Annotated in this window: 8 protein-coding genes; all 8 read right to left on the bottom strand. The window is 45.6% G+C overall.

What is annotated here, in order from left to right:
- Positions 1–19 precede the first annotated feature (19 nt).
- Entirely contained in the window at positions 20–1,003 is a 984-nt protein-coding gene (locus F0220_RS13550; protein ID WP_105598542.1) for a LacI family DNA-binding transcriptional regulator, read from the bottom strand.
- A gap of 243 nt (positions 1,004–1,246) precedes the next feature.
- Complete coding sequence (locus tag F0220_RS13545; RefSeq protein ID WP_181155454.1) at positions 1,247–2,917, bottom strand: ribonuclease J; 1,671 nt, start codon at positions 2,915–2,917, stop codon at positions 1,247–1,249.
- Between the two features lie 159 nt (positions 2,918–3,076).
- On the bottom strand, positions 3,077–4,348 hold the full coding sequence (rhaA, locus tag F0220_RS13540; RefSeq protein ID WP_105598540.1) for an L-rhamnose isomerase: 1,272 nt from the start codon (positions 4,346–4,348) through the stop codon (positions 3,077–3,079).
- A 19-nt stretch (positions 4,349–4,367) separates the two neighbouring features.
- On the bottom strand, positions 4,368–6,437 hold the full coding sequence (locus F0220_RS13535; RefSeq protein WP_149846574.1) for a bifunctional aldolase/short-chain dehydrogenase: 2,070 nt from the start codon (positions 6,435–6,437) through the stop codon (positions 4,368–4,370).
- 179 nt (positions 6,438–6,616) lie between these two features.
- Positions 6,617–7,549 carry a glycoside hydrolase family 5 protein gene (locus F0220_RS13530; protein WP_374954400.1) on the bottom strand — a complete coding sequence of 311 codons (933 nt, stop codon included), beginning with the start codon at positions 7,547–7,549 and terminating at the stop codon, positions 6,617–6,619.
- A 409-nt stretch (positions 7,550–7,958) separates the two neighbouring features.
- Positions 7,959–10,298, bottom strand: a complete 2,340-nt coding sequence (locus F0220_RS13525; protein WP_105598537.1) for a beta-galactosidase — start codon at positions 10,296–10,298, stop codon at positions 7,959–7,961.
- 52 nt (positions 10,299–10,350) lie between these two features.
- On the bottom strand, positions 10,351–13,689 hold the full coding sequence (locus tag F0220_RS13520) for a DUF5107 domain-containing protein (RefSeq protein WP_149846573.1): 3,339 nt from the start codon (positions 13,687–13,689) through the stop codon (positions 10,351–10,353).
- Between the two features lie 173 nt (positions 13,690–13,862).
- Positions 13,863–14,573, bottom strand: a complete 711-nt coding sequence (gene treR / locus F0220_RS13515; RefSeq protein WP_076249494.1) for a trehalose operon repressor — start codon at positions 14,571–14,573, stop codon at positions 13,863–13,865.
- Between the last annotated feature and the right edge of the window lie 60 nt (positions 14,574–14,633).

Raw genomic sequence — 14,633 nt, 5'->3', positions numbered from 1 at the left:
ATTATCATAAATGATGTTTTTATAATTTGTCAACGCTTTCTCGAGGAATTAGTTCTACGTCCAGTGTTGTTCGTTCCTCCACCGACTCGCCTTTCACCAGACGAATAATGTGATTCGCCGCTACTTTGCCCGCCTGCAAATAATGATATTTCACAGTCGTCAGCGTGGGGTGAATCATCTCCGTAATATCATATCCGCCAAATCCGGTAACGGACAAATCTTGCGGTATGCGAATTTTATTGGAGAACGCAATCTTCATTACACCCAGTGCGATATTATCCGTGGCCCCTACAATGATCGTTGGTGTGATTTCTTTCAGAATGGCTTCAGCGGTAACGATGGCTTCCGACATCTTAAAGCTTGTCTCATAATACTTCACTTCACATCCACCACACTCAGCGATTGCTCGCTGGAACCCTTGTTTACGATAGATCCCTACAGCCCGATCCTTCTCGCTAACTCCCATATACACGATCTTGCGGTGACCTTGTTCGACGACATATCTGCCCATCTCATAACCTGCCTGATCATCATTGTGAACCAGACTGTGCAGTTGCTCATGCTGTTGCCCCACCAATAACACCGGAATCCGTATATCCTCAACGGCCTTCAGATGTGCTTCAGTCACTTCAGCAGCCAGCAGAATAATACCCGATACCTTCTGTCGTGCAAAATCATAAATGGCATCAATCTCGCGCTGCATGTCCTGACTCGTATTCGCGATCAGCATCTGATACTGATTACTTCGCAGTTCTTCATCAATCCCGATCAATGTCTGGGATGTCGCAAAAGAATCGAGTCGTGGCACAACCGTGCCGATAATACTGGTTTTCTTGGCCTTTAAACTCTGTGCAAATGTGTTGGGAACATAATTGTATTGTTTGATAATACGCTCAATCTTCTGGCGGGTATCTTCACTAACCGATCCGCCATTCAGGTAGCGAGAGACCGTGCTTTTCGCCACACCTGCCATCTGAGCGATATCAGAAATCGTTTTATTCATAAAGACTCCTCTTGTTTCTTTAACTAGTTTACCTTTTATTATACTTCGAATCGCAAAGCCATGGCGAATTAGATTCACCTCCGTTTATGGTATATCTATCGTACATTCTCGATGTAATAGCAAAAGCCCGATGACAATGTGACGTTCATACCGAAGTATGATCCCACATTCATCAGGCTGCTAAGCTTCCATATCCCGTTTGCACAGACCATTAGGGCAAGGATAATCCCTATCCCTGCTGACTCAGACCTCAATAATAATTGGCAAGATCATAGGTCTTCTCTTGGTTTGAGCGTAAATATAGTGACCGATCTCGTCTTTCAGCTTTCTTTTGATCACATTCCACTGATTGACCCCAGCCCCGGTCAACTCATCCATCCGGTTTAGAACAAGCTCATGAATCTCATGCATGAATTCTTCCGAATCCTTAACAAATACAAACCCTCTGGAGATAATTTCGGGTGACGTGACCATCTGTTTTTCCGTTTTGCTCAGTGTAGTCACAATCACCAGCATGCCATCGGAGGACAGTTGCCTGCGGTCGCGAAGTACAATATTGCCGACATCACCCATGATCAGACCGTCTACGAGACTATTTCCTGATGCAATTTTTGGACCTAGCGAAGCAATGCCGTCTTTGTATTGGACCATATCCCCATTATTCACGATAAACACATGATCACGCTCTATACCTACGGATTCAGCAAGCAGTCTGTGTTGATACAACATGCGAAACTCACCGTGGATCGGAATCAGATAATCCGGTTTCATCAGAGTTAACATCAATTTGAGTTCTTCCTGACTACCGTGTCCCGATACATGCATTCCTGCTGCACCACTTGAACCATATATCACACGTGCTCCGAGAACATACAGGTTGTCAATGACATGTGCAAGATTCCGTTCATTGCCCGGGATGGCTCCGGCAGCAATAATGACCGTGTCCCCGGCGTTAATTCTTACGTGAGGATGTTTACCGGATGCCAAACGCGATAATGCTGCCATCGCTTCTCCCTGGCTACCAGTACATAAGACAACAACCTGTTCGGGCGGAAACTGATCCGAATCGATAGCTTCAATCAATAATCCATCAGGAACTTGCAAATACCCCAATTCACTGGCCACCGATACTACATTCACCATACTTCTTCCCAACAGTGCCAGTTTGCGACCCGTCTCGAATGCTGCATTCACAATCTGCTGTACCCTGCTGACATTTGACGCAAAAGTAGAGATAAATACTTTTTGTTTTGCACGGATAAAGGCATCCAGAATGTGATCTCCCACAACACGCTCGGAAGGTGTAAATCCCGGTCTTTCTGCATTCGTGCTCTCGGATAGCAAAATATGGACACCCTGTTTGCCAATCTCGGCCATGCGGTGCAGATCTGGGAAAGGTCCATGTACAGGAGACATATCAAATTTGAAATCTCCAGTATGCACGACATTGCCCGCCGGGGTCTTAAAGAAGATACCAAGACAATCAGGTATACTATGACTGGTTGCAAAAAAGGAAACCTCTATCCCTCCCAGCGTAATGCTGGAATGAGCATCGATTGTATGCAGGTCCGCCTTGCGCAGCAGGCCATGCTCTTTCAGTTTAAGCTCGATCAGTCCGCGAGTGAGCCTGGATGCATACACCGGGATGTTCATTTGTTTTAACAAATAGGGAATGCCACCAATGTGATCTTCATGTCCATGGGTAACCACAAGACCTCTTACTTTATCCAAATTCTCCAGCAGATACGTTACATCCGGAATGATCAGATCAATACCAGGCAATGTCTCATCGGGAAACTTCGAACCACAGTCAATCACGATGATGTCCTGATTGTACTGGATGAAATACATATTTTTCCCTATTTCATTCACGCCGCCAAGTGCAGCGATATACAGTTTGTTGTGGGCTAGAATCAACGCTATTATTCCTCCTCTGCGTGGCAACCTTATGCGATACGGATCTATATTCCTAGTATGGAAGCAATCGCCTCACTTATGCATTAAGTGTGATTATGCCAAAAAAACCACCACGGAATTTTCATTCCATAGTGGTTTATACGAAAAATAATACGGTTACACCAACGATTTATCACGCTGTAGCAATACGTCTTGTTCATAGGTTTTGATATCGGTGATCCACTTTTCACGGACTGGAACGCCTTGCTGAGCACAATAGTAGTCCCAGATCGCGCCAAATGGATAGGATTTGAACTCTTCCGTTAAGGCAAGGCGCAACGTGTAATCCCCTTCCAACTCGGCTTGTTTCAAGGCATTCACCGGTTCGAGCATCGCTCGGAGAAGGGCTTTGATTGTGTTGCGAGTACCCACAACCCATGCAGCTACACGATTAATGCTTGCATCAAAGAAATCCAGTCCAATATGTGTGGTCGCAAGCAGATCATGTCGAACCAGTTCACGGGCAATTTCCAGCAACTCATCGTCCATAATTACCACATGGTCACTATCCCAACGCATCGGGCGACTTACGTGAAGCAGGATGCCACTTGTAAACAATGACAAGGACGACAGTTTATTGGAAATAACCTCTGTTGGATGGAAATGACCCGCATCAAGACAGATCAACGTATCATTTTGCAAACCGTAACCCATATAAAATTCATGAGAACCCACCACATATGCTTCCGAACCCAGACCAAACAGCTTACTCTCTACCGCGTCCAGGTTGTGCTCCGGGTTAAGTGATTCAGCGAATACTTCGTCCAGCGATTCTTTGAGACGTTTGCGTGGTGTCAACCGATCAACGGGATTATCCTTGAATCCATCCGGTACCCATACATTGGTTACACAAGTCTGACCAAGCTGTTCCCCGAAGTAAGCACCAATCCGGCGGGATGCCTTGCAGTGATCAATCCAGAACTTGCGAATTTCAGGGTCTGGATGACTGAGCGTGAACCCGTCACTTGATTTTTCATGGGAAAAACATGTTGGGTTGAAGTCCAGACCGAGTCCTTGTTCTTTGGCCCATTTCACCCACTTCTCATAATGCTTTGGCTCAATCTGATCCAGTTCAACCTGCTCGTCTGTATCCGTGTAAATCGCGTGCAGATTGACCTTATGTTTGCCGGGAATCAGAGCAAAAGCTTGCTCCAGATCGTTACGAAGTTCTGCTGGTGTGGTCGCAGCCCCCGGATATTGACCTGTAACGGAAATACCCCCTGTTAACTCCCCATCTTTATTCAGAAATCCTTTGACATCGTCGCCTTGCCAGCAGTGTACGGATACTTTGATCTCCCTGAGTTTATTCAGCACCTCGTCCGTATCTATTCCGTGTTGGGCATACAATGCCTTGGCTGCTTCATACGCTTGCTTAACTTGGTTATCCATCCGCAAGAACCCTCCTATTTTAACGTGTAAATGCTGCCGGTACACCGCCATCAATGGTCATCATGCAACCGGTTGTTTTTTCGGATTTCGAAGAAGCAAAGAATGCGATTCCTTCCGCAATATCTCTTGGATAGATATTCACGAGCAATGTCGTCCGTTTGCGATAATACTCTTCCAATTGATCCGGTTCAATTCCATATGCAGCTGCTCGTTCATTTCTCCAGGAACCGTTCCAGATTGCTGAACCCTGTAGAATGGCATCTGGAAGAATCGTGTTGACACGAATGCCATACTCTCCACCTTCTGCTGCAATACAACGTGCCAGATGTGCTTCCAGCGCTTTCGCTGAGCTGTAAGCAGAAGCACTTTTACCTGCATACACCGAGTTCTTGGAACCGATAAATACCATGCTTCCCCCAATACCCTGCTGTTTCATCAGCTTGAACGCTTCACGAGCCACAAGGAAATACCCTGTACCCAGTACATTCATGTTCAGGTTCCATTCCTTCAGGGACGTTTCGTCAAATGGGCTGGATGTCGCTAGTCCCGCATTGTTCACGATGATATCCACTCCGCCATATTGCACCGCAACATCTGCATACGCAGATTGAACGGCTTCCTCATCGGTTACGTCCATTTTTAGCGCATAAGCACGATTCGCACCGTACTGATCATTGATTTCCTGTGCTACCTTCTGTGCGCCCTCCAGGTTGAGATCAGCAAGCACCACATGTGCGCCTTCAGATACCAATCTCCGCGCTGTTTCACTTCCGATACCACCTGCGCCACCTGTGATAAACGCCACTTTGCGGGAGAATTCGGTTTCGGCCGGAGCCAGAGACAATTTATACAATTCCAGCGGCCAGTACTCCACATTGTAAGACTCGTTTGCGCTGAGTGATACAAATTGACCCAAGCTAGTAGCTCCACGCATAACAGCAATCGCTCTGTGATACAACGCTCCGCTTACTTGGGAAAGCGCCCAGCTCTTGCCTGTGTTAATCATGCCCACACCAGGAATGAGAATAACGCGTGGTGCCGCTTCGAACATGACATCACCTTCGTTTTTGTTGCTCTCAAAATACTGCTGATATTGCTCTTTGTAGGCAGCTACACCTTCTACCAGCTTGGCTTTTAAACCTTCAATATCTTCCGCATCCGGCGTCCAATCGATGAACAGAGGTACCACTTTGGTATGTACCAGATGATCCGGGCAAGCTGCACCCACCTGAGACAATTCCGGGGAATCTGCTCCTCCCACAAAAGCAAGTACGTCCTCTTGATCATCAAAGGATAAAATCATTTTTTTACTATCCGATACCGCTCCACGAATCGTTGGCATCACACGTGATACGATCTGACGACGAACATCAGCGGCAAGCGCCGGGTGCTTCACACCACCAAACAAACTTTCTTCGTTCACCCGTGCTTCGATGAAAGCTTCTGCTTCATTGATAATCTTGATCGTTTGAGCGTAACATTCCTCGGATGTTTCACCCCAAGTGACAAGTCCGTGTTTTTCCATCAGTACGAGTTCGACATTGGGATTCGAGAATACGCTTTCAGCAATCATTTTAGATAACGTAAACCCTGGACGTACGTAAGGCACCCATACAAATCGATCACCGTAGATCTCTTTCGCCAATTCCTTGCCTTTATGCGCACAACACAGGCTGATAATCGCATCCGGGTGCGTATGATCCACATGTTTATATGGAAGGAACGCATGCAGCAGAGTCTCGATGGAGGCACGCGGGTGCTTGGCATCAATCATGCAATGTCCCAGATATTCAACCATCTCTTCATCCGACATGGATTCACGTTCAATTAATGGTCGAATGTCTTCAAGCCCAAGTCCGGTAAAATGTTTCGCTTCCATGGAACCCAGATCAGAGCCGCTTCCCTTCACATACATTACTTCTACATCACGACCACGAAAATCCTTCACTGTCGTTTTGGTAGACGTATTACCACCGTAGATGTTACATACACTGCGATCAGATCCAATCAGATTGGATCGGTAAACCAACTGCTCAAGTCCTGTTGTTTTCTCAGATGCCTGCGATGCATTCCATAAACTCTGTACCATTTGTTTCCCTCCGATAATGTTTGTTTTATTCCTAATCCGAGTTTAACATCTTTGTTTTATTTTGAAAACAAAATATTTTAAAACAAAACGGAAATATTCAAAAACTATCAACGATTGAGCTATTTTATTAAAAAAACACCCTGACGTAACCGTCAGAGTGTTCCTGTTTCATCGGTGGATTAGAAAATCCCCGCTTTTTGGGAAGTGTTTTTAATACCATAGGTATCATTAACTACGGTGTTGCCAAAACTCGTTAAGCTTCCGTTCGGACCTGTGGCCATGTCCAGATAGTTCAGACCAGAGCTGTTTCCGTACCAAGACCAAGCAAGCCAGCCTACCCCTTTTTCCTGACCATATCTCATGATGGCATACTCGTCCACATCACCGTTTGTGTGATATCCCCCGAATTCACCAATGATCAGAGCCAATCCTTTGTTCAGCACATTCTCCATATTGGCTTTGACCGTTGCAGCATCTTTGCCAGCATACTCATACATATGAATGGAGAAGACGGTATTCTTTTGAGAATCGGCTGCAAATACACTTTGTCCATAATCCACGATGGATTGAGGGAACTGTCCCCATCCAGCTGCATCCACAATTAGCGTATTTTTGATTCCGGCATTACGGAGTTTCGGAATGGCTTTTTTGTAACCATCAGCCCACGCACTTCCATTCCACGTTCCATACCATTCATTGGCGATGTTGACGATTACCCGATCTTCTTTGCCTATCAAAGCTTCCTTAATACTAATCCAGTAGTTCACTGCCGCATCCAACGAATTATAATCATCTTTCCCTGTGGCGTCATGCACTTCAAGTACAGCAATCATTTTATTTTGGTTAACCACATTAATAATATTTTTAACAGCGTTCAGATCATCTTTGGTGTACAGGCTACCATTCGAAAGAACAATGCGTACCGTATTGGCACCTGTTTTGGCGATTGCAGGAATAGCGGTATTCAGATCATTTTTGAACCAGGAATGTCCGTGATTAACACCTCTGATGACAAAGGCCTTGCCTGTGGAATCATACAACTTGTTATCGCTTACATAAAATCCTGTGGCAGCAGATGCTTTGGGTGCTGCACTCCCTAATACCATGAACATGAGAGCAGCAATAACCGTGAATATGGTACACTTTTTCAGATTAACCATTCGTTTGGAACCTCCTGTATTTGTTTTTTTATTTCAATTAACCCTGCTCTAGGCAATAAGTTAACTAAAATCGTTGGTAATAGAGGTTTTTTGTTAGTAAATAAACAAATAATAACTTTATTATAATTACGTTTTTTAGTTTAATAAACTTTATCGTTAAGGTTATGGAGTTATAATAAATTGAAAACGCTTACCAGTCAAGATCTTTTTACCATGAATAGTAATCATTTGTTTTACATAACAAAGCAATAAAAAGGTTCTCTCCCCTCACAATCGTTCGGAGAAAGAACCCTCTGCATTATAAACGTCAGTTAACTCTTGCTTAAGTCTTGTTTATCTGTTGTTAAATCCCTCATTTAGACTAAGTGTCTTCCCTAACTCCCGCCAATACCAACCCAACCCGGTAATGTGGTCTTACCCGAATCTCGTTAAACTTCCCAATCTCCACGCCCTCAAACCGCTCCACATAAGCCTGATTCACATAACTTTTGATCGTTCCTCTTCGAATTGGAGTTATGGAAAGACGAAGCTCGTGATCGGCCAACAAATGACGGGATTGCTTCAAACCAAGCATCCAGCTATGCCCATAGTGAATATGATCTGTTAACATCTGATGATGAATATGCGCTGCTGCAACGTCTCCTTCATAATCAATCTCAACCCATACGTCATCTACTTGTTCCGGCCACGCTGTATCCAATCTCAATGTTGCTGCATACTCTTTCGGATAATCAACCTCTACAGCCGGCTCGTAAGGGGAAATCTGGAATGTGTACGTACCGAATATTCCCCGCTTTGACTGGGATGACACAGCATATTTAGAAGGTGAAACATGCTCTGGAGCCGGATAGAAGGATACCTCAAACTCTGTTTGCTCCAGGGAGTTGCATATGAGCATCTCATTCTGCACATACAGATGACTGCTGCTAATCACAAGTCTCTCTTCTCCGCCCATACGGAAACGGTAGGCATGCAATGCCTCTTCACGGGTCAATGTAATGATACGTATGACCGTACCGTCCGATGTTGTGATACGCAGATGATGGTCCATGCCAGCCATCGGGTGAATAATAACTTCATTACCCTGCTCGGAAACGGCACCTTCGGGCATATCCACATTTATAACAGATGTTGCATCAATAACATACTCAGGCTTCATGCCTTCATGGGCATAAAACACAGCCGTGAGCTCCTGATTTACCATAAATCGGGTCAGTGGCTGAACGGTAGCACTAATGATCTTCATTCCATTCAGATTCATATGGAAAGGCAGAATGGCTGCCATGCCGGATTTCAGCTGCATCGTGCCTTCTCTTGGATAAAAAGCAGTCCCTTTGCCGGTATGCAGCTCCAATTGTATATCTCGATCAGGCAACGCCACATGATCCTGATAATTATTCATGAACAGGAATCCTGAGCCTTCTTGTTGACGAACAGACCAGCGCAGATCCATCATGTTCTCCGGTGTTATCGAATGTTGCTCTTCCGGTATAACACTGCCCATTGGCGCAAGCAGCTCACCGTATGCTTCCAGAAACATGGACAAGGTTCGAATGCGGTTATACGATTCACCAATACGTCCAAACTCCCCGAGCGGGGCTTGGTAATCATACGTCATTTTAGGCAATGCCTGTTCATTCATATACGTTTTTTGCCCTACCGGATTGGTTCCACCGTGATACATATAATATCCAACCAGATTACTGCCATTTGCCAGCTTCACAATGGTCATCGCCTCAACACTGTCCGCATCTACAACCGGCCGAGCATGATAACTGACCTGCATGCCACCTGCTAGTTCGCAATACGCCGCAGGATACTCCAGACTGTCATAATCCACTTCTTCAACAGGATTCATATGCAGATCCTGGAATAAATACTCTCGGCTTGGAGGCTGATTGGGAATCCATGGTGTGTACGCATACCCCGCAAGCATAGGCAGCGTTCCTTCTTCAGGCACCGCAGCATTACCCCAGGCCGTAGCAGTATAGAACATGGGGTGCATACCGACTTCTTCGGCAATACCGCGAAGCACCTTCAGATGTTCACGACCGTCCCGGCCAGAGGAAATGTATTTTTCACGTGTGTACCCCCAGGCATCCATAGGTGCCCCAGCGTGCATATACTCATTTTCCAACTGTACGGCTATTACGGGGCCACCCTCCTGATAAAAACAACCGTTGAGTTGACGGGCAATCTCACGATATAATCGCTTGGCATAATATAGATACCCTTCATCATTCGATCTCACTTCAAATGGATAACTGAATAACCAATCAGGCATCCCTCCATTACGAACTTCCCCATGACAGAATGGACCAATCCGCACGATCAGTGGCAGCTCATGTTTGCCACACAGATCCACGAAGTGCCGCAAATTCAGATTTCCTGACCAATTAAACTCGCCTTCCTGCTCCTCGTGAAAATTCCAGAACACATACGAAGCGACGATGTTCACCCCGCCTGCCTTCATCTTCAGTAATTCTTCTTCCCACTGTAAGTAAGCGAATCTGGAGAAATGAAATTCACCTACCACGGGAATATGAGGTTTATCATTACGAAGCATATAATAGTTGGTAAAGTCATAAGACTCCCCTCGTGGATTCTTGCCGCCACTACCCGTCATGCGACCCGCACGAATCTCTTTATCTTTTGCATCCAGTATAAAACGAATCTGGCTTCCTGCTATACTATCGTTCATGGATTATATAACTCCTTCGGTATATATGGGATAGGGTTGAGTCGATTAGCAATTATCTATGGATGACTGCCCCTTGATGATTGGGGTTCTTCTCCAGAACCCGCTCCAACTCAAGTTCGGCTTCATTTGTCCGACCAAGGCCAAGAAGACCTAATGCTCGCATGTATCGGCAATGTTCTTCATTACGCTGGTTAAGATCATCGTCAAACACCAGGAAATCGGGCAGAGATACCGCAAAATAATCCATTCGGATGTGATCGTGCATATGTCTTTCCGCATAGTCAATGAGTTTGTTAAAGCGTCGGTTGGCTTCCTTCACATTGCCAAGCTTCTGCCAGGCCAGACCCTGATAATAGATGGATTCCGGCGGTTGATCATTATAAAACATCGCGCTTGCCGGTTCATTCAAACCGATGGATGCTCTGTGGAAATTCTCCTCTGCCGCCTGATTATTCTTCAGTTGCTGGTAGGCACAGCCAAGATAAAAGTAAACGGGGTTGTCTCCGGCTCCCTCCAATTTACCTTCACCTAAGTTCTCCGGGTAAACCAAAGCCTTCTTCAACAGCTCCAATGCCAGTTCAGGTTGTTGTTTCTCCAGATTTCGCTTCGCCAGTTCCGTCAGTGCCGTAACATATTGTCCTGTTACCTTGCCTTCTCCACCCTCCCATGGATGAAACCGCCGGGTCTGAAGGGCATTCCATGCTTCTTGATGGCTACCTTGCATATTCAATAAAGTTACCCACTCAATGTACAGATCGTCACGATGATGAACCAGCTCCATGTGATCTTCCAGCTGTTTGATTCGATGCTCGCAGGAATACCCCATCTTCTTGCGCAGCTGATCCAACTCGTAGAAGATCCGTGCATCTTGAGAATCCAACCGGAAAGCTTCCTCTAATGATGCCAGTGCAAGATCGGGCCGATTCGACTTGTTATAATAAGCCAGTCCCAGATTCCGATGTACAGTCGAATATGCAGCATCCACCTCGCGTGAAGTTTCCCAATGGGTGATTGCTTCCTCGTATCGTTTATGATCATATAACCAATTTCCCAGGTAATAGTGAGCACGCGCATCATTCGAATCCACTGCCAATGCATCCTGAAGCACCATGAATTCAAATAACGTATTAGGAAAACAATAATCCGTTGGAGCAGCTTTCCCTTGTCTTAGACATTCCCGGGCCTGCTCAACATCCCCCAGCTGACGATACAAGTAGGCCTGAGCATAACCAACCATAGGATACGGCCGTGAATTTTCGGATTCAACATAGGAGAGTACCGTAAGTGCTTCTTCACACAACCCACTATCCGCATAATCCGCGGCTACATTCAGATAATTATAAACGTCTCCTCGCATCAGACGATGGAAATGCTCACGTGCTTGCTCCACTTGTTCTCTCTCTGAAGGTGCAGTTACTCCGCTGTAGATCAGGACTAATTCATGTGCGGCTCCAAATTCAACCGGGTCCAGTTCCAATGTCTCACGCGCATATTGGATCGCCTGTTTATCTTGACCCATTCTGCGTAACAGAGCCACCTTCAGATGCCGAGCCTTATAATTTCTGGTGTTGCGAATCAGCGAACGTTCGATGTGATCCAACGCTTCGATGTCCCGATGTAACGCCGTATCGATCTGAGCAAGCATGTAATAACCTGTATCCTGATACTGTGCAGACCATACGGCTTTATACAGTGCTGCGTAGGCTTCTTCCTGTTTCCCCTGTAGTTTCAAACTCAGACCGAGTTGGTAAAATGCTTCACTATCATATGGATTCGTATTTTTCCACGTCAACGATTGTACAGCATGTCTGAAATGCTTCTCTGCATCTTGTAACAGACCTCTGCGCAACAGCAATGTGCCATACGCAATGTTTAGACGGATATCCGTTGCATCACGCTTCAAACCTTCCAGATAATAAGGTTCTGGTTCATACGTGGCATGCCGATATTGCTCCAAATGAAGACCAGCCAGATATAGTTGTTCATTCGTAAGAATCTCGGATGGTAGCGGAAGTGGTTTCGCCGGATCGGGCACTTCCTGTATCTCAGACCTTTCAGGCTGATAGGTCACAAGTACTTTACCTTCCGCAGTTCGAACACTTAACTTCAATTGATGCCATTCATCTTGTCCGCTCCACGGGAATGAAGACTTATATAGTTCCGTAGGTGAGATGTTACATTTCTCATGGAGATATACCGCGATTGGTCCTATCACTTCAACGGTCGCTTGTTCAAAAACCGACGTCGCATATACCATCACGGTTACCATTCCGGTCGTTTCGTCCATTTCCAGATTAACTGCGGCATCAATCGTTGCATTTTTGACCATGCCAATTCCTTTATACGGCATAAAATACTGCGAGAATGATTTCGCTTCATACGGCTGTAACCACGTAAAATCAGGCTGATTATCGGTATAGATGCCGGTCATTAATTCAATATAAGGTCCATCCTCGTCCGTTAACTGACGATCCCAGGCTTGCCCGAATTCCCCATTCCCCCAGGTCCATTGCTTCTTGCCCGGAGAAATATGATGATTGGCTACATGCAGCAGGCCTGCCTGGATCCCATGGTCATAACCCCCTACAAAATTATAATCCGACTTATACGCCATATAGGATGTTGGAACCGGTATGTTTTTGTAGCGCGAGATATCCACACCTTCGGAATAGTCCATCTTGTAATAGGTGCCGGTTGCGATTGGAAAGCGGGATACGTCCCGTTTTCCGTGGTCCAGCACAGCCGTTACATCAGGTGGAAAGACGGATTGCGTATGATCGTTGACAGCTACAGCCGGATTCGCCCACCATAGAAAAGTTTGAGGTGCGCTGGTGCGATTGTATACCTCGGCATGGATTTCCAGATAGGCTTTGCCGGGATGTAATGTGAAGCCAGCGGTCATTTTGGTACCATACATGCGATCAATCTCACCAACCCACACAGTAGCGCTTCCATCTTCATTACTGCCAAATGTATAATCGACTGGACCAAACGTGTTGGGCCGATGATGCTGTGGCCAGTTGAATTCGATTCCCCCGGAAATCCATGGCCCTGCCAGACCCACAAGTGCAGGTTTAATTACCCGGTTATAATATACAAAATCGTAGTTGTTGGTCCGATCCAGCGCGCGATAGATCCGTCCACCCAGTTCGGGCATCATCTCGATACGTACATATTCATTTTCGAGAATAATTAATCGATACGACTTCATTTTTGCTTCATCTTCAATGCTGTCGATCACGGGATGTGGGTACACCTTACCCGAACTTCCCTGATAGATTCGCTTTTCAAGAAACATCGGATTTTTGTCCGGTTTACCTGTACCATAGGTTGGAATATCTCTGGTTTCTTCCCATATGCGAACATTTGATTTTGCTGTCACGTGATTCAATTCGCTCACTCCTCGGCCTCGTATATATTGTGATCATACGCTCCGACATGCAGGAAGAACATTGACATTAAGCGGTTCTTGATGGACGATCTTCGGATTCCCACATAACCAAAGAGAGTACCTATCCACTGAATAATGCAGTGAAAGGTACTCTCTGATCGATCTTGATTAACTTATCTGCGACGTGCAAAATCCACAAATCTGAACTTGTCCGGTCGATGCCTCGACTCCGTATACTGAAATTGACTGGCATCCTCCAGGTAGACTTGGCTCCTCACCACAACTACATTGTGGAAACCTTCAAGGTCAAGTAATTCCCTGTCCTCAGCGGTGGGTTCTTCCACCAAAATCTCTTTTTTGGCAAACGAAATGGAAAGCCCCAGCTCTTGCTCAATGTACTGATAGATGGAATCATTACAGATCTCTTTGCTGAGCCCAGGAACAAGCCGCTGGCTAATGTAATCTTTGTCCAGTATGACATGCTCTCCATCCACTTTGCGCACACGTCTGATCTCCCAGACCTGTTCGTTCAGACCAAAGTTAATTTTCTTGTGCAACGCCTGATCCACTTGTTGCTCCTCGAAAACCTTCACATACGTTTGAGCGCGATGTCCCATTTTTTTGGCTAATTCCTTGAAGCTAACCAGACCTGAGATGGGAAAATCGATCTTGCGTATGTCCAGTACAATTGAGCCCTTGCCTTGAATCTTCTGAATATAACCTTCTTCGTACAACATTTTCAATGCTTTGCGAATAGTCTCTCGAGACGTTTGATAACTTTCCGATAGATCCAGTTCCGATTGAAGCAGCGTGCCTGCCTCAATCTCTCCAGTCCGAATACGATCTGCAATATCTTCATATATCCGGATAAATTTATTATTCATTATTCATCACCATTGTTCATTACCCTTTTTTATCATATTGGCAACCTATTATAACATTAA

The sequence above is a fragment of the Paenibacillus sp. 37 genome (genome assembly GCF_008386395.1).
Lineage (GTDB): Bacteria > Bacillota > Bacilli > Paenibacillales > Paenibacillaceae > Paenibacillus > Paenibacillus amylolyticus_B.
Note: the sequence above shows the minus strand (reverse complement) of the source record. Positions and strands in the feature narration are given on the sequence as shown.